Below are 18,183 nucleotides of genomic sequence, written 5' to 3'. Positions count from 1 at the left end.
GCTTCTCGGTTGGTTTTTCTCACTACTTGCCTGAAATCGCGAGCGGATTTATTTCAGAACATCGCATGCCATGCGCCAGCTTACATGGCTGTCTCTTGACCTGCCCATTGAAATGTTCCGCGCGAAGATCAACACGAGGGCTCCATCGTGCAACACCAGGAATTGAAATTCGTCGCCCTCGTCGCGCGAAATTCCCTCCACTATATTGAAAATGTATTTTCACTTAACGAATCTCTGCAGCCGCTCATCAATATTTCCGATGAATCTGCCATCGGTTCATTGACCGGGATAGACATCGAACGCTGTATCGTTCCCGATGAAGGCGGCGGCTGGTTTACGGCACACCACCCCCTGATCCACGCAGATCTACCAGCCCAGGTCACTTACACTTCTGGTACGGAAGGCAAGCCCAAAGGCATTGTCTTAAGCTATGCCAATCTTGCGGATGCGGCAGAGCGAATAATCGACCAGATGGGGCTTACGGCTGCCGTACGCGAATATGTTGGCGTTCCCGTCACCTACAGTTTCGGCATCGCGCGCATTCGCGCTGTCAGCGCGGTAGGCGGTCGATCCTATCTGCCATCGCGGGGCTTCGATCCGCTTGAACTTTCCCGAATGCTCAAGTCTGGCGAAGTCAACGCGCTGTCGGCGGTCCCCACGCTGCTGCGTATCCTGTTGCAGACGCAGACGAAGGCGGTGATCGGGGATGCCGGCGCCAATCTGCGCTGGCTGGAAATCGGATCACAGTACATGTCCGCCGCCGAAAAGCGCGGAATCCGCGAGCTTTTCCCCAATGCGCGAATCGTTCAGCACTACGGCCTTACCGAAGCCTCGCGCAGCACGTTCCTGCAAATCTCGAATGTCCCGGATGACGTTTTGGAATCGGTAGGCAAGGCCGTTGGCCAGACAGAGGTCGCCATATCGCCAGAAGGGCGCATCCTCATTCGCGGCCCGCATGTGGCCCGTTGGCGGGTGGATGCCGATGCTGACGCGCTACAGGGCCTATGCAATGCCGACGGCTGGCTGGAAACCAATGACCTGGGGCACATCGAAGACGGCTACCTCTATTACGACGGCAGGGCCGACGATCTCATCAATATCGGCGGCGTGAAGATCAACCCGGACACGCTTGAAGCACGCATTGGGCAGATTTTGGGGCTAGGCGGCAGGATTGCCGCCACCAAGGTGCCCGATGCGCTCCGCGGAGAAGGCGTGCTGGTCGCGGCAGAGGCGTCTGACATTACCGCGGATCAACTTCGCTCCGGAGCGGCGGAGGCCCTGAAAGAGCTTGGAATCGCTGCCGGAGATGCCTTGCACGCCAAGGTCGTATCGGCGATTCCGCGCACCGCCACAGGCAAGCCACTGCGCCGCCTACTGGCTGAAGAATATCTCGAGGAGGCCAAGGCCGCCGCACCCGCTCCCGGCGTGGAGCAAGGAGTTCCGGCAGAGGCACGCGACGTGCACGCCTTCTTCCGGCAATTCTTCCCCGGGCGGCGCATTGGTCCGCAGGACAGCTTTGAGAGCATGGGAGGGGACTCCCTCAACTATATCCAGTTCTCGCTCGAATTCGAAAGCCGGTTCGGTCCGCTGCCTGACGGCTGGGAAGCGCTGACGATCGATCAACTGGAAACAACCGCGGCGACCAGTGAGAGAGGACGGTGGCCCAGGCTGGACCCCGCCACGCTCACGCGTGCGTTCTTCATGATCTGCATAGTTGCCGAGCATCTCGATACGTTCATCTACAGCAAGAATTGGGGCGCTGCGTATTTCCTGTTCATGCTCTGCGGCTACAGCGTCATCCGCTTCCAATGGCCAACGATCAGCAGAACCGGTAAAATCAGCACTATATTCGGAACTGTTTTCGATGTGGCCATTCCCACCATCCTGGTGATCGCTTTCATGCAGACTTGGGCCAGAACGTTCGAGCCAAAGCCGCTTTTGCTGATCTCCAACTGGTTCGATCCGCGCCAATATCACATCGCATATTATTATTTCGCGGAAATATACATCCAACTGCTGCTGGTGGTGGCGGGGATGCTATCGTTTTCAAGGGCGCGGGAAGCTCTTGGGAAAAATCCCATGCTTTTCTGCACCATCTTTGTCGCAATCGCCACGGTGATCAGCTGGATGGTCGAACGGGTCTGGGATACCAATTACCTCTTCCATCGCACGCCGATCTGGTATCTCTGGACAGTCGCTGCCGGCATGCTGATGGCAAGCGCGCGTGATACGCAAAGCCGAATTTACGCACTGCTGGTCGTCAGCATCGCAGTTCTGATGCACCACCACTACACTTCCGCCAGCGCGTACATAATCGGTGCATCGGCGATACTGCTATTTGGCTCCGCGATCAGAGTGCCTTCGATAGTGAAGTCCCTGATATCGGAGGTCGCAGGATCGTCGATGTTCATGTACCTCAGCCATGCCCAGGTCAGATCCATAGTTATCCGGCTGTTTCATGGCCCGAGGCCGTGGATTGCCTTTTACGCCGCGATCGCATTCGGCATTGTCTTCGCACACGTCTACCACTGGATCGAACGCAAGGTGCGCGCATTCCTGAGCACACGTCACGGCAAGGCGAACGCTGCAGGCATTCCTCAGGACGCGCTGCTGCACGGATAATCGGAGTGCGGGATCAGGCGGTTCCAAGGAGCACGATCCCGCCAGTTCTTCCTGCAAGGCTGAGCGGATCACATCCTGGGCATGCTCCCTTGCCCGCGCAACGTTGCGAATGTCAGCCGCCCGTGGGCGAGCGCGGCACCGCTCCGGAGGCGGCCGCGCGCAATTCCCTCATCGCCGATGGCAGCTCTTACCCAGTTGGCGTTGCTCGGCGTCGGTGTTGCACGGGTAGGATCATTCATGGCCCGCGATCACTCGCAAGCGGAAAGCCGATCCGGTTGCTGGAGGCATTGAACCCGCTTGACCGTGACGAGATCCACGCGGTGTTCGTAGAGGCCTCCAATGCCTGCACGCGTCCCAGTCTTTGTCGATTGCATTGCGGTGCGACTGGGCACCGCGGCCGCAACCCAAAACGATCGCCGCTGAACACCCGCCATTTCTGCGGCGTGTTGATTGGCGGCAATAGCTGGCTATGTGGTGGGCCGGCCCAACCGTGCCGACCCATGCTTTTCCTTATTTCTCCTGTTTGGAAGAGAGGAAGCCCTGCATGGCGAGCCAGGCCGTGAACTCGTCCATCACCAGCATCGTCGTGGTGTTCGGCTTGCCGAGTCCGAAACCGTGGCTGCCCTGCTGATACCCGTGAATTTCGACGGGCCGCTTTGCGGCTTGCCATGCCTGGGCAATCGGGAAGCCCATGGACGGGAACAAGGGATCGTCCAGCGCGATGGCATCGAACATTGGCGAGGCATCGGCGGGTACATCTATCTTCGCCTGGGGCCCGTAAATATAGCCGAAGAACGCAGGACGCTCCGCCGGCTTTGCTGCCAACACGGTCTGTAACGACGTCATGGCGCCTGCAGAAAAGCCGATCATGCCGACGCGTGATGGATCCACATTCCACTTGGCGGCGTTATCCCGCACCAACTTCAGCGCGGCGAGGCCGTCTTCGGTTGCCTGAGGATTGCTGAGAACCGGCATCTTGGCCGGATCCGGCAGGCCCTCCATCATCTTCTTCCAGACGTATTTACCCGCTTCCTGCTCGTCCTTCGGCGTCGGCAGGAGGCGGTACTTGAGAACGAAGGCCGCAATGCCTCGGTCGGCAAGTGCTTTGGCAACGTCCCAGCCCTCGTGAGACATGGAGAGCGCCATGAACGCACCACCCGGTGCAACGATCACCGCCGCTCCGGTGGCCTTGCCCGGATCGGGAAGCACGGGCGTCAGCGTCGGACGAGTGACGTTGCGAACCGCGTAGTCCTTCCCGAAATAGCGGGCCCAGACTTCCGTGTCGGCTGAACCGGGCGTCTTGCTACCGTAAAGCGGAATGGCGCCCGGTTCAGCCGGCGCACTGGCCGGCGCCGGAGCGGGATAGTCCGCCGGCTGCGCATGCAAGCCCGATGAAAGAACGAGGCTTGCGCCTGCAAGCGTCAAAAGGCCGATCTTGCCAGTCATCTGTTTCCTCTCCCCGGCTTATGTGTGCAGTCGGTTGGCATGCACGGTCGGGAGCGGTCAAATAGCGAGATTTTGCATTGCCATAGCCGGTTCCTATGCTTCGCACGCGACCGCAGAAATTGTCGCCGAGAAGAGCTAAAGGATGCGATCCTCGATATAATCCGTTGTCGTCGATGCGACCGCGATTCTTGCCGTTAATCCGGCCCATTTAGACGTACCCGACACACCCTATTGATGGGTGATTGCAGCCCAGTTGCTTGACAATTCAGCGCACAAAACAAGAGAGCTGCCCCCTTTGCGAGGGCAGCTCTCAATGTCAGCGTTTCGGCGCGTCTACATCATGGATCACACTGGATCGTGGAAACCGTTAGTGGCAACCGAGATGAAGACGGGCTATTCATCGGGATTGAAGTATCCGCAGGTCAACGGTTACCGTAGAGCGAAATTGTACGAAGCCGGACGAACATTTCCGGCGTCCGCCATCTGCTGCTCGATCCGCGACCGAATGTCAGCCTTGACCTCAGCCTGGCATGCGCGGCTCTGCGCGGCGAGCGCGAGGTGAATCGTCGCCAGCCGGTCCCCGCAAACTGCGCGAGCCGCCTGCGCCATACGCAGGTCCAGCGTGCGCTGGCCTTGCACGGTCGACAGATCCAGTCCGTCGAGCTTCAGCATCACGCTGCTCTTGGCGAGCGGATTTTCCGGTTCGGCGGCGTATACGGCGGAAGAAATCGTGCAGGCGGCCAGAACCGCCAAAGTTGCCTTCAACATTCTCGTCTCCTGCAAATATGCGGTCGCTCTGCGTCGACCCTGACAATTGCATAGCTTTTCGGCGGCCGGATGACAACGACACGGCATCGCGAAACGGTTCAGCAGCCTCGATTCCGGCTTCGCTCGAAGTCGTGGGTGAATGGCCTACGTCAAACGGCGTATAGGGCTATTTCGCGCCATCCGCGACACCCCCTGTCATGAACATCCATCCCGGGCGATGCGGCATACCGTCAGCGTCGCCGTGCCGCATCGCCCGGATGCGGGAAACACCCCGTCGCCGCCCGGCATGGATCTGCCCCTCGCCGAACACCGTAATCAAGGAGCAAACGTCTTGAGCAGGCCCCGTATCCAGCTACGCATGACGAACTCGGGCCGCAGAGCCGCTCTCACCCTCGCCCTGGTCTGCACGGCAGGCCTTTCGGTCTCGCCGGTTCATGCTGCCGACGATGCCGCCTCGCAGGGTACGGCGGAGGGTCCTGTCATTCGCACCATGTCGGAACTGCCCATCGACGCAACCATCAAGGTCGGCACGACGGCCGACTGGGTTACGATCACGGGCAACAAGGTCTGGGTCGGCAGCACGAGGCCGAATGCCGTCAACGAGATCGATCCCCGAACGAATGCTGTCGTCACCATTGCGCTGCCTGGGCGGCCTTGCGCCGGACTGTCCGCCGACCGGCACAATATCTGGATCCCGTTATGCGGAGTAACGCCGCAACTCGCCAAAGTGGATCAGAAGACAAAGCGGCTGGCGGGCGTGTTTACCGTCGGTCCTCCTGCGGGAGAAGGCAGCCTTGCCATCGGGGCGGGCAGCCTGTGGCTGGTTACCGACAAGGCTGGGTCGCTGGCACGCATCGATCCCGAAACCGGCGAAGTGATCCATGTCATCCCGCTGCCCGCCGGTTCCTACAATCCGGTATTCAGCGACGGCTTGGTATGGGTAACGCACGTGGATGGCAGCGACGTCTCGGTGGTCGATCCCAGCACGAATTCGGTGGTGGCCACTGTCAAGGTAGGCCCGAACCCACGCTTCACGGCCGCTGGGGCCGGCGCGGTGTGGACGTTGAACCAGGGTGACGGCTCGCTCAGCAGGATAGACACGAAGCGCCGGGAAGCCTCGGCACCACAGCCGCTGGAGACACCGGGTCACGGCGGCGACGTTGCCTTTTCCGACGGGCGGGTCTGGACCACCATGATGCGCACACCGCTCACCGCAAGCGACGCGCGCACTGGCAAACCGCTCTGCCAGTGGAAAGGCGATGGAGGAGATTCCCTGAATGTCGGCCACGGCGCGGTGTGGCTTACCAATCTGCGTTCGGGCACCGTATCGCGCATCCCGCTTGCCAAGCTGCCCGCCGATTGCAGCTCAGACAAAGGCCGAAAGTGAGATTGCCGGATAGCTCGGCGAGCGGCAGAACATCTCGCTCCTCACTTGGTGGACGAGCCTGGCGCCTTGCCCTGCTGCCCGCCGCCGCGTTCTTTCTGCTTGGGGCAGCGCCAGCGACTTTCGAGGCGCCCCATTTCGCGGCGTGGATAGATGGTACAACGCAGGGTGAACCCGAAGTTCAGGTCCAGATGATCGATGCGGACACGGCAGTGATCCGCCAGTCGGTCACCACGAATTTCGAAGCACCCTTCCTTTACCTGCTTTTCGGCCGAGAGCGCGCGCTGCTGCTCGATACGGGAGCCGGCGGCCTGCATATTCGTCCCACCGTCGATCGTCTGATTGCCGATTGGCAGCAACGTCATCAGGGCCGCCCTATTCAGCTGGTTGTCGCGCACTCGCACGGCCACGGCGATCACCATGCAGGCGATGCCGAATTCGCCGATCGACCGGGCACGGTCCTTGTCGGCCTCAAGCCGGAGGAGGTCGCGCGCTTCTTTGGCGTGAGCGAATGGCCGAACAGCATCGGTCGCTACGATCTGGGTGGCCGCATGCTCCAGATCATTCCGACGCCGGGGCATGAGCCGGCACATATGATGGTCTATGACGCCAGGACCCAACTGCTCTTCTCCGGTGACATGCTCTATCCCGGGCGCCTCTACGTGCCTGCGGATCGCCTTGCCGAATTCCGTGCCAGCGCTGACCGGCTAGCGGCATTCGCCGAAACGCATCGCATCCGCGCACTGCTGGGCGCGCATATCGAAATGACGAGCACGCCGGGGCAGGATTATCCGATGCGGGCATCGAGCCATCCATCCGAGCACCCACTGCCCCTTTCTCCGGCAGTCATCGTGGAGCTTCAACAGGCTCTTGCTAAAGCCTCATCGCCTCCCTCGATCGATCGCCATGCAGACTTCATTGTCTACCCACTCACACCCCGGCACGCCCCGTGAACCCCGAGGTCACATGTCGGGCATGATGCCCATCCTCGTGTACCCACCCATGCCGGGGCTACACCGGACGTCCCGGTTGAATGAACCATAAGGCGCGCATCGCCGCTACGACCGCAGCGCTTGAGGGGGCAATGTGGCGCAGGCGGCTGCCTTGGCCTCCGCAGAGCGCCGCCAGCGCCCCGATCTGCCCGGACGGCTAGCAACGCTCCGCCGAAGGCGAAGAGGGCCGCGTATCGCGCGCTCCCGCGAATGCAGCATGCCGCCGGCCAGGATCCGTCGCCGCGGCGCCTGACACAATTCGCCCGATTGCCGGGCCTCGGGACGAAAGGACGGCGACACCGGCCGCTGCCCGCGCCGCACTGGCGGTCGGCCCGGACGACGCATTCAGCTTGGATACGATCGGCTGCGTTCTGGCGCGGGTTGGCGACCATAAAGGATCGCTTGCGCCTTTCACCACCGCAGTCGCACGGAAACCGAGTAACGTAATCTGGCGGCAGCTTACGGTTTCACTGGACACGTTGCCGAAACCCGGAGCCACTTACGAGACGCTCCTCGCCAGGGAACTTGGCCGCTATCGCGCGTTCCGCACGGAATTGTCGGCAGCGAAGCCACGTTCATGCATCGACGCATTAGCCTCAATCGCGTCATCGCCAGCCAGCCTCTTGCGAAAGCGGGCATGAATGAGCTTGTGTTCGAGGATGCGACCGGCAACCCACAGCGCAAAGAAGATACCCATGTAGGTATAGGCCGTGGTCATGGAGGGCTTGCGGTTGCGCTTCCCGATTTCCTCGCCGTCCTTCTTCTTTTCGGGCGTGGGGGCGTGCAGGAAGGTATCGACCGGATTCATGGGCACGTCTTCAGGCTTCACCAGGGAGCGCTTCTTTGCAGCCTCCGCCTTGGCCTTGGCCAATTCGGGCGGATTGCGCCACTTGTCCACGGCGACGCCGGTATATCCCAGCGCGTAGAAGAACAGGGGCGCCAGAAAGCATGCCAGAAGCGCGCGACTCGTCATGCTATAACACAGCACACCATGGCTAACCTGCAGCGTTCCCCTGTCGAATACGGACATCTTGTCCTGCGGAAGCGCGTTCTTCTTGGTGAAGACCAGCGTGTCGCCCTCGACCCGGCAGGTCGTGTTCTTTTCTTCGAACAAGTCCCCCAATCGGTCAAAAGCCTGCGCGGCGGAGCAGTTCGGCTGGATCGTCAGCCGGCCCTTCACCCGCCATATCCAATCGATGTAGGACAGCTTCACAGGTTCTTCCTTAGCTTATCGGGAGATGGAGCCCCCGCGAGGGCATGGCACCCTTTTTTCATTCCGCCGGAACGGCAGTCATCTGCCCTCGACCCGCCCGCGCCGCCCATTTCTGGCTGAGCAGCTTGTATGGCTCGGAAAGGGTGTAGTGCATCGTTTCCCAGATCGACATCCGGCGCCCGCCTTCCTGGCCCAGCAGTTCGGCTTCACCGTCAAGGCAGGTGCCGTGCAGGCGATCGATGAAGATCCATGTGCCGGAGTAGTTGCTGCGGGTGGCTTCGTAGTCCTGCGCGTGGTGCAGGCTGTGATGCTCGGTGGTGTTGAAGATCTTGAACCACCACCGGGGTGTGTTGAAGCGGATGTTGCAGTGCTGATAGCTGCTGACCGCCATGCCGAAGGCCCCAGCCAGCAAGGCGGCGCGCGGCAGGAAGTCGAACAGACCGCCGATGCCCAGGCCGATCAGGAAGATTTCGATCGGATTGCCGACGCTGCCCTTCTGGACGTTCAGCTGCGTGACGAAGTGGTGCGGCGCATGGGCCAGCCACAGCGGGTACCAGTTGTGCATCCCGCGATGCATCCAGTATTGGAAATAGTCGCCGATGAAGGAGATCATGAAGGCCTGCACCAGCAGCGGCAGCCCCATGAACCAGGCGAACTTAGCAAGGTCGAACGAATCCTGGAACCAGGTGATGATCGCGTCGCTGTTGATCGGGCCGAACACCACACGGACGAACATCGCGCCCATCGCGACATAGAAGGTGTCGCAGGCCAGTTCCTTCCAGGTGTGTTGCCAGCTCTTGTAGCGCGGCGAAATCCACTCCATCGAAAGCATCATGACCTTGACGCCGTAACCGATCCACAGGGTTACGGACGGCTTGATCCATGCTTCCGGCGCGTAATAGTAGAACGCGATCACAACCAGCAGGAATGCCGGCTGGAAGTGGGTAAAGAATAGCCGCTTGGCAGGCCCGCCCTCAACCCGGCCCAGATTGTCGAGACCACGGGTTATGGGAGCGCTGACCATGTAGGACGGCTTCTCGGCAGCGATGATCTCGCTCATGGCAATCCCCGCGAAAATTGGTTGAAGTCCGCAAAATTCTTGGCTGCCCTTGTAGCGCAGAGCCCCCGCCCTTGCCTTACGTCGTTTGACGTAGGCGGCGCCTAGGCCCCCGAATTCCGCCGTCCGAGTGCCAGCCAGGCGCACCAAAGCATTGCCTTGCACCCCGAGATCCGGACCCTACGTCAAACGACACATATTGCCCGGCAACCGGGCTCCATAGCCTGAACGCTCCGATGTGAAATCGAGCACGTGCCGCGAAGCCTCGTGCCGGCGCATTGGCGGGGGCGGACCTTGGGCAGATGGGTCAAGCGAATAGGGGGAATACATGAGCAAGCGTATGCGAACGCGGCTGCAGCTGCTTTCGGCAACCTTCCTGGCAGGCGTCATTGCAGCGCCGGTGCATGCACAACAGCAGACGGCACCCGATGCGTCGGACGAACAGGCCCAGGGCCTGAACGAGATCGAAGTCACGGCCACAAGGCGCGCGGTCTCGCTGCAGACCGCGCCGATCAACATCTCGGCTCTCGATGGCAACTCGCTTGAGACCAAGCGGCTCGACGATGTCGGCGATATCGGTCTCTATACGCCCGGCCTGACCGTGCCGGACACCGGCCCGCGCACCGCCAACAGCATCGTCATGCGCGGGATCACGTCGGGCGGGCCGGGGGGCTCCAACCGCAGCACGGCGGTGGGCGTCTATCTCGGCGAGATCCCGCTCTATGTCGATTTCAAGTTCCTCGACATCAATCGCGTCGAAACGCTTCTTGGGCCGCAGGGCACGCTTTACGGCCTTGGCACGCTGGCGGGCGCGATCCGCTACATCCCCAACCGACCGAACTTCTCCAATTTCGAGATGGAAGCGCATGCCCGAGTCTACGATGTCGCCCATTCCAGCGGCGTGGGTTCGGTCTTCGACGCCACCGTCAACCTGCCCATCGTGCGCGACAAGGTCGCCCTGCGCGTAACCGGCGGCTACTATCGTGATCCCGGCTTCATCGATTCGCCCTATCTCGTCCGCCAGCTCGGCGTGTCGCTGCCGCAACCGGACTTCACCGACCCTGCGGCAGTGGCCGCCAATCTGTACCGCGGCAAGGATCTGAACGACGAGCAGACCTATTCCATACGTGCACAGCTGGGCTTCGACTTCGGCTGGCTACGCCCAACCTTCAGCTATATCCGCCAGCAGACGAAGACGCATGGTACGCAGGTCAACGGCGGCTATGGCGCAACCTACACGCTGAACGCCAACGGCGTCCCCTTCCCGGACGGCCAATGCGTCTATGCCGATTGCCGCGGCGTGCTTGGCACCGGCAAATATGAAAACGGCGGCCGTGTCCCGCAACCAGCCACCCGCAAGGTCGACATGTTCGCGGCCGAGATCGAAGCCGACATCGGCGATATTGCGCAGCTGGTTTCCGCCACTGCCTACTCCGTGCAGGATCTCTACAGCCAGAGCGATGTCACCGACCTGCTTCTCGATCTCGACTACGATTACGAGCTATTTCCCGCCTTTGCCGGCACCACCACGTCGAACAGCAAGCCCAAGCAGTTCAACCAGGAACTCCGCCTGGTCTCAACCCATGGCGGGCCGATCGACTGGCTGATCGGTGGCTTCTACAACCATTACAAGAGCTACACGTTCAGCGCGGAACGCATTCCGGGCTATCCCGAATGGGCCGGCATCTACCGACCGGACGGGCTGGAGTACATCTCCTTCACCGATACCTACACCAAGGAAGCGGCCGCATTCGGCGAGGTGACCTGGCATGTCACCCCGAAATTCCAGGTCACCGGTGGCCTGCGCTACTACAAGTACAAGTCCTATATTTCGGGAGCGACCGACACGCCGCTCACCTCGGGCGGGCGCCGCCGCACGCCCTATCCGCTGATCCAGTTCGATCCCGCGCGCATTCGCACAGGCTCGACCGACGATGACGGTTTTGTCTACAAGCTCAACGCCTCCTACGAATTCAGCCCCGAACTGTTCGCCTATGCGACCTATTCCACCGGCTACCGTATCGGCGGCGTCAACCGCGTGGCGCCCTGCATCATCCCGCTCCCCGCCGGACAGAACGTCTGCGCGCTGCCGAACGAATTGTCCTATGGACCGGACAAGACCAGAAACTACGAAGTCGGCATCCGTTTCAACTTGTTCGACAAGATGCTGCAGGGCACGGTAGACCTCTACAACATCGATTGGACGAACCTGCAGCTGGGCAGCCAGACCGCGAACGGCGCAGTGGGCATCACTGCCAATGCCGGCGGCGCACGCAGTCGCGGCGTGGAGACGACGCTTTCGCTCAATCTCGGCAAGTTCAACCTGTCGGGCAACTACACCTATCTCGACGCGAAGCTTACCAAGGACGCGCCGGGCCTGATCGGCGGCATCAGCAACGGCTTCGACATTGACGGTGCAGGCGATGCCTTTGCCGGCGACCGCCTGCCCGGCACGTCCAAGCATGCGGGATCGATTACCGCCGCCTATACCGTGCCAATGACCGACGAGACCGAGCTGGATCTCATGTGGAGCACGGCGGCGCGCAGCAATACCTATTCCACCACGGGCCTTCGCGGCTATGGCGAGGCAATTCCCGGCTATTCCACCAGCCGCGCCTCGGTCACCTACAAGACGCCGAAGTTGGAAGTGTCCCTCTTCGTCAACAACGTCTTTGACAAGTACGCCGTCTCCAGCGTCTCCAACGACTATACCTTGGCCCGTAGCAACGACGGCGTTCTGATCCGTTCCTATGGCTACGGCGTGATCCAGCCGCGAACGATCGGCGCCGAACTGCGCGGGCATTTCTGAGGCCGTCCAGCGCTGCTGCAGAGACCACACGTGAACCGATAACGCGGTAATGTTCAAGGGCGTGATCGGACCCGTCGGATCACGCCCCCATTCTTACGGCGCCATTTTCATTGCGAGAGCACCGGCCGCCGAACCGGCACGAGCGCCGTCCTGTCCACCTGACGGGGCGGCGCTCTTGTCGGTTCGGCGGAGCAAACCCTTCGAACGCCGCGCGATGCCATCCGGTCGGCCGCAGGGCCGCGTCTTCAATCCGGACACCTGACTCTCCTTAAGCTCCTCCCTGACAGTATTATGATTGACATGATTCGTAATATTCCATATCGATAGCAACTGTGAAAAACATGTCGCGCGCCAGCCTTGCACGTCTCAGCATGAGACTGCCTGGCCGGCTTTTCCGTCAGCTCAATACGATTGTGGCAGAGCTTGGCCTGCCATCGCGATCGCATTGGATCGCGGAGTTGATCCGCAATGAGCTTGCCCAGCACGGCATGGCTATGCGGCCGGACGAAATGCTGTCGGGCACGGTTACAATCGTTTTCAGGGGAGACACGGAACGGGTCCGTCGCGAGCTTGCCCGAACGCAGTCCCATTTTCTCAAGGAAGTGATCTCCTCCCAGCACGTCTTCCTGGAAGACGAACAGTCGATGGAGGTCCTGATCGTCCAGGGTCCAGCCAAACGGCTGCGCGAATTGAGCGATGCCATCCGCAAAGTTCGGGGCGTGCAGCAGCTTCGGCTTACCACGACAATGGCACTTCTGCCTCCGCTGTTTGGACCGGCACGCGGTTCATCGGGCAGAGGGCCGGATTTCACGAACGCGCCTCATCTGCCGAGCACGGCAGGCAAGCACCCAGCAATCGAAGAAACACGAGGATGACAATGACTCTGCAGATCGACAAAGTGCGCATCCATGTCACCGATCTTTCGGGCAGCGATCGGGAAATCGAGGGCGAGATCGGCAATTCGCTGATGGAAATCATCCGGGGCTCCGGGATTGACGATATTCCAGCATTTTGCGGCGGCTCCTGCTCCTGCGCCAGTTGTCACGTCCATATCGATCCCGACTTCGCTTCCCTGCTGCCGGCGATGGCGGAAGATGAATTCGATGTGCTGGAAGGTGCAGCGCATCGCATTGAGGGCTCCCGCCTTTCATGCCAGGTCCAGGCGTCGAGCGAAATGAACGGCATGCGCGTGTCCATCGCACCTCAGGAGTGAGCGTTTGCTCGCAAAATGAATCGGGGGGAAACCATGATCGTCAAGGCCAGCCGAATACCTCAAGACGGTGACAGCGTGGAAGGCATGTCTGCCGGAGCGCTGGCAATGGACGATGCTGCAAGCATGGTGCTGCCAGCCGGCTGGCAGCCCCCTATCGCTCAACCCGGGCCATTATGAGCGTGCTGATGGTGAGGCGAGACGACCGAAACCGCCACCCGGAAGGCCGTCCGAACAAGGATGAGCCGAGGTCCGTCTCTCCGCCGCAGAACGCCGACGTGGCGAATCCCAAATCGGCTGCAGCCCCCCAAAATGCTGCAGTGGATCCTGCCATCGCAGAGCTTCAGCGCGCCAAGGCCGCGGCTGAAGCCGCCAATGAGGCCAAGTCCCGCTACCTGGTGGCGGTCAGCCACGAAATCCGTTCGCCATTGAATGCCATCTACGGCTACGCGCAATTGCTTGAGCGCGGCGATGCGGTGACGGGAGCGGAAGCCGGCGCCGCAATCCGGCGATCGGTGGACCACCTGACCAATCTGGCGGAGAGCCTGCTCGAAATATCCCGGATCGAAAGCGGCGTGCTGAAAATCCGATCGGGCGTGGTCGATATACGCGCCGTGCTTGGCCAGATCGTTTCCATGTTCCGGGCCCAGGCCATCGGCAAGGGTCTCAGCCTGACGCTGCACGTCAGCGATAACCTGCCAAGGCTGGTCAAGACGGACCAGAGCCGGCTCAAGCAAGTGCTGATCAATCTCGTTTCCAATGCGATCAAATATACCGAGGCCGGCAGCGTCGAGGTCGCAGTCAACTATCGCAGCGAAGTCGCGACCATCGACGTGATCGATACAGGCATCGGGATCGAAACGGAGGACATGGAGCGCGTGTTCGAGCCTTTCGAACGCGGCAGTTCAACCGGTGTACAGTCCCAGCCCGGCATCGGACTGGGACTGACGATCACCCGCGTCCTCGCGCATGTTCTGGGCGGCGATATAACGGCGACGAGCACCGTGGGCGCAGGCAGCCGTTTCCGATTGAAGTTGATGCTGTCACCTGTGGCCCTTGCCTCGGGCAAGGAAGCCAGCGCCCGGATCGAGAGCTATCGAGGTACGCGCCGCGCCGTGCTGATCATCGAGGACGATCCCGAGCAGCGCGCGGCCATGCAATCCTTGCTGCAATCGCTGGATTTCACCGTCCATGCCGCGAAAAACGGCATGGAGGGCATCGATCTTGCCAGTCGATATGCGCCCGATCTCGTCCTGCTCGATGTCGAGATGCCCGGCATCAGCGGCTGGGAAACCGCCTTGCGATTGCGCCGTGCTCACGGCACGCCGCTGAAGATCGTCATGGTATCCGCCAACACGGCCGGTCCGGACACGCGCTATCTGGATGATCGCGTCTGCGACGCGTTCGTTGCCAAGCCGATCGCTTTCGACGCCCTGCTTGCAACGATACAACAGGAACTCGGCCTGCAGTGGAACCATTCGGGGCCGGATCCGGCCCGTGCCGAGGAAGTGCCAGCGTCCGCCCTTCCCCTGGAAGCCGCACCTTATCTGGAGCGACTGAGGCGGCTTGCGCAAATCGGGCACGTGCTCGAATTCGAGAGGCAGCTTGGCGATTTCGAGAATACCGGGCCGGCTGCCGGTTCGTTTGCCGCGACGTTGCGGGAGGATCTGGACAACTTCGACTTCGGCTCCATCATAGAAAAGATCGAAAATGTTCGATCACAATGACGGCCAGGAGAGAAAGCCGACCATCCTCGTGGTCGACGACACTCCCGATTCCTTGCGATTTCTGACGACCACCCTTTCTCTCGCCCACATGACCCCGCTCGTTGCCAGAGACGGCTTGGCCGCGATCACCTTGCTGCAACACACCTCCCCTGACCTGATCCTGATGGACGCCTTGATGCCGAAGATGGACGGGTTCGAGACGACGCGCCGGATCAAGGCGAACTCCGCCTTTCAGCAACTGCCGATCATCTTCATGACAGGTTTGACCGACACCGATGACGTCGTACGCGCGCTCAAGGTCGGCGCCATCGATTACGTCAGAAAGCCGATCGTGGTCGAGGAACTCCTCGCCCGCATTCACATCCATCTCGCGAACGCACGCGTCACCCATGCAAGCCAGGTGGCGTTGGACACAAGTGGCCGCCCAGCTCTCTCGGTCGACGCTTCGGGCCGCCCCCTCTGGCTGACGCCGATGGCGCGCGAGATCCTGGAGCGGCTATTCCCCGAATGGCCGGCGATTTCGCGCGCATTGCCCGCTCCCCTGCGGCTGGCCATCCAGCAGTTGCAGGAGATGGATCCAACCTCGGGAACCTGCGTACCGGTCAAAAGCGGTTCAAGCACGCTGGAGATCACCCTTCTGCGGCGCACCTCCGCCCATCATTGGCTCTTCCGCCTCGCAGAACGTCGCGAAGGCGAGGAGGAACGCATACTGGCGGCCCGGCTCGGGCTGACCGCACGGGAAGCCGAAGTTCTTCTCTGGATCAGCCGCGGCAAGCAGAACCGCGAAGTGAGCGAAATTCTGGCAATTAGCCCACGCACAGTGAACAAGCATCTCGAACAGATATTCGAGAAGATGGGGGTAGAAAACCGCGCCTCAGCAACAGCGATAGCGGTCACCACGCTGGCGGACTAGCTTCTGGAACTCATAGCAGGCCGAAGTCCGGCCCGGATCGCCGAAGCCGCAACGCCGCGCATCCTCGCTCGGTCGCGCTTTCACAAATCCCGAAACGAGGACGCATGACTATGGGCCGATCAGGCTTCGGCTAATACCATCTGCTCGGGTCGCTTGCGCACGACAGGTGCCTGATGACGAACCCGGCGCAGTGGTAGGGAATGGCATTGCTTGCGGAAGTACACGATCTCCAGCAGCGTCGGCCAAATCTCCAACGAGGAGCGGATCAGGCCCACTTCGTCATCCACCATACGGCTGACGTTCTGCTGGAAGAAGTCCGGCTCAAAATCATAGAACGTGCGCGCAAGGTTAGAGGCGAACAGCCGCAAGGCCTGTTGCCGCTCCTCCGAACGCGCACGCGTCTGGGCTTCCACCACGCGGCTGTGCAGGCTTTGCGCGCCGTGCAGAATCTCCTGGCTGTCCTCCAGCGATACGGAGCCCTCGTAATCGAAGGATATGCTGATATCGCCCAGTTTCCGCATCGATGCCCGGATCTTCTTTTTCAGCAGCGTACAGATGGATTCGTTGAACAGTTCCGACGCAAGCGGCTCGCGCATGTAGTTGTTCTTCATATGGATCTGCGCTGAATCGACGTGCGCTGCGGCAATGCCCGGCTGTTGGATCCACAGGCGGTAGATATAGTCCTCGAACCGCAGACGCGTGGGGAAGAACGGCGGCAGGCCCGTGGAATTGTCATAGCCGGCGACTCCGCAGTCCATCCGCCAATTGCTGTTCGTCACGCAGGGCCGGAAGTTGACCAGAACATAGAGGTCGTTGAGCGCTTCGGCGTCGGCGCGGTCGTTGTCCTCCAGGAACATGTCGATGTAATCGGCGGCGTCGATATCGTTGGTGCCCGTACGGAAGGTCTGCGCCATCTTGACCACCGCATTCCGCGCCACCTTGCCATCCTGCATGAACAACGCGTTTTCGCGCGCCAGTCCCAGCGAGGTGTTGGTTTCGAGGTCCATCGAGGTGTCCAGCAGTACGTCGCCCAGCGTGTAGTTGGGCGGAACCTCGGCCACCGTCCGGCCTAACACGTCGCGAAAGGATTGCAGGATGTCATAGGACTTCTGGCAATGTCCATTAGTCCCCCGCGGGATGGTCTTACCGCGGCTGATCTCGGTTTCCGCCAGCGATTCCGGGCTGTCCTCGATCAGGGCATAGGGTCGCATGTCGTCGTCGGCGCTGACCATGTGATCGCCCAGCGTGTACATCAGCGTAAAGTTGCGGTTGCCGCCATAGCTGGGGCGAAACAAGTTACGCACCAGCACGTCGAGCTTCTTGTCCCGCAGCCGCTTGCATATGTAGGAGACGAATTGCTCCTTCTCCGCCGGCCCTACGTAAAAGACGTCGTTATGCGTACGCACCCGTTCCAGCGCGCCATAGTACTTGTCGTGATTGGCCAGAGAGGAATCGTCGAAGACGATGATAGGAGCGGTCTGTCCGCTGCGCCGGAAATTCTCGTCATAGGCTTCGACAGTGTCACCCACGTCGCGAAGGCGATAGGTGGGTATCACGAAGTTGAGGGCTTTCTCCGTCATCTTGGATCGCTTTGTCCCGTTCGGATTGAGGAAATCCTCCGGAGGACGAGCGGCCCGGCTGGTGAAACACCTCGAACTGCCGCGGCTCGACGAGTGCAGCGCTCCACCGTCCCGGCAGCGGGACCTGTTTCCAGAGGCCAGGGCCGACGAAAAGCAGAGCGTTGCCGCAGACGAGCAGAACGACCAACACAAGGCATAACCCGAGTTCGGCGATGCTTGCCGGATGGGCCGGTAGTGAATGGACCTGGCGATACAACCTGGTACCGATCAACCACGTGAGCGAGAGAATGGCTACGCCACTTGCCCGTAGACCAAGTTGCGCACCGAGCGTCTCGTGCCACCGAACCATACCTCGCACCTCCTTGAGGAGGCACATCAGTTATGCAGCTTCGCATAAAGATTCGAGGACGGAATTTGTCGCCTGCGTTAAGGTTTCATAGAGTTAGCAATCTAATGAGGTCG

Annotated in this window: 13 protein-coding genes; 8 read left to right on the top strand and 5 right to left on the bottom strand. The window is 60.9% G+C overall.

Annotated features, from left to right (window positions below; translation table 11 throughout):
* Positions 1–147: 147 nt before the first annotated feature.
* Entirely contained in the window at positions 148–2,622 is a 2,475-nt protein-coding gene (locus WBP07_RS28840) for an AMP-binding protein (protein ID WP_395396668.1), read from the top strand.
* 510 nt (positions 2,623–3,132) lie between these two features.
* Here WBP07_RS28840 and WBP07_RS28835 read toward each other — a convergent pair.
* Together WBP07_RS28835 and WBP07_RS28830 are read right to left on the bottom strand one after the other, a co-directional pair.
* Positions 3,133–4,068: an alpha/beta hydrolase gene (locus tag WBP07_RS28835; protein WP_395396667.1), complete on the bottom strand. Its 936-nt coding sequence runs from the start codon at positions 4,066–4,068 to the stop codon at positions 3,133–3,135.
* Positions 4,069–4,497: 429 nt separating this feature from the next.
* On the bottom strand, positions 4,498–4,836 hold the full coding sequence (locus tag WBP07_RS28830) for a UrcA family protein (RefSeq protein ID WP_395396666.1): 339 nt from the start codon (positions 4,834–4,836) through the stop codon (positions 4,498–4,500).
* A 331-nt stretch (positions 4,837–5,167) separates the two neighbouring features.
* Between WBP07_RS28830 and WBP07_RS28825 the strand changes: the two genes are divergently transcribed.
* Both WBP07_RS28825 and WBP07_RS28820 read left to right on the top strand, forming a co-directional pair.
* Positions 5,168–6,223 (top strand): hypothetical protein, encoded by a 1,056-nt coding sequence (locus WBP07_RS28825; RefSeq protein ID WP_395396665.1) that lies wholly within the window; start codon positions 5,168–5,170, stop codon positions 6,221–6,223.
* A gap of 188 nt (positions 6,224–6,411) precedes the next feature.
* Positions 6,412–7,173 (top strand): MBL fold metallo-hydrolase, encoded by a 762-nt coding sequence (locus WBP07_RS28820; RefSeq protein ID WP_395396664.1) that lies wholly within the window; start codon positions 6,412–6,414, stop codon positions 7,171–7,173.
* A gap of 571 nt (positions 7,174–7,744) precedes the next feature.
* Here the strand turns inward: WBP07_RS28820 and WBP07_RS28815 are convergent.
* Both WBP07_RS28815 and WBP07_RS28810 read right to left on the bottom strand, forming a co-directional pair.
* Positions 7,745–8,425, bottom strand: a complete 681-nt coding sequence (locus WBP07_RS28815; protein WP_395396663.1) for a hypothetical protein — start codon at positions 8,423–8,425, stop codon at positions 7,745–7,747.
* Between the two features lie 58 nt (positions 8,426–8,483).
* Complete coding sequence (locus tag WBP07_RS28810; RefSeq protein ID WP_395396662.1) at positions 8,484–9,485, bottom strand: sterol desaturase family protein; 1,002 nt, start codon at positions 9,483–9,485, stop codon at positions 8,484–8,486.
* A gap of 325 nt (positions 9,486–9,810) precedes the next feature.
* Between WBP07_RS28810 and WBP07_RS28805 the strand changes: the two genes are divergently transcribed.
* The 5 genes from WBP07_RS28805 to WBP07_RS28785 all read left to right on the top strand — a co-directional run bounded on the left by WBP07_RS28805 (position 9,811) and on the right by WBP07_RS28785 (position 16,141).
* Complete coding sequence (locus WBP07_RS28805) at positions 9,811–12,291, top strand: TonB-dependent receptor (protein WP_395396661.1); 2,481 nt, start codon at positions 9,811–9,813, stop codon at positions 12,289–12,291.
* Between the two features lie 341 nt (positions 12,292–12,632).
* Positions 12,633–13,166: a CopG family ribbon-helix-helix protein gene (locus WBP07_RS28800; RefSeq protein ID WP_395398266.1), complete on the top strand. Its 534-nt coding sequence runs from the start codon at positions 12,633–12,635 to the stop codon at positions 13,164–13,166.
* Positions 13,163–13,504, top strand: coding sequence for a 2Fe-2S iron-sulfur cluster-binding protein (locus WBP07_RS28795; RefSeq protein WP_395396660.1), 342 nt, complete (start codon positions 13,163–13,165; stop codon positions 13,502–13,504). Before WBP07_RS28800 ends, WBP07_RS28795 begins: the two co-directional genes overlap by 4 nt.
* A gap of 317 nt (positions 13,505–13,821) precedes the next feature.
* Positions 13,822–15,228, top strand: coding sequence for a hybrid sensor histidine kinase/response regulator (locus WBP07_RS28790; RefSeq protein WP_395396659.1), 1,407 nt, complete (start codon positions 13,822–13,824; stop codon positions 15,226–15,228).
* Positions 15,212–16,141, top strand: a complete 930-nt coding sequence (locus tag WBP07_RS28785; RefSeq protein WP_395396658.1) for a response regulator — start codon at positions 15,212–15,214, stop codon at positions 16,139–16,141. The genes WBP07_RS28790 and WBP07_RS28785 overlap by 17 nt, the downstream gene beginning before the upstream one ends.
* Positions 16,142–16,260: 119 nt before the next feature.
* Here the strand turns inward: WBP07_RS28785 and WBP07_RS28780 are convergent, their stop codons facing one another.
* A complete protein-coding gene (locus tag WBP07_RS28780) occupies positions 16,261–17,721 on the bottom strand; it encodes a hypothetical protein (protein WP_395396657.1) in 1,461 nt (486 codons plus the stop codon).
* Positions 17,722–18,183: the final 462 nt, after the last annotated feature.

It is taken from the genome of Novosphingobium oxfordense, assembly GCF_044029435.1.
Taxonomy (GTDB): domain Bacteria; phylum Pseudomonadota; class Alphaproteobacteria; order Sphingomonadales; family Sphingomonadaceae; genus Novosphingobium.
This window is presented reverse-complemented; position numbering and strand designations above follow the sequence as displayed.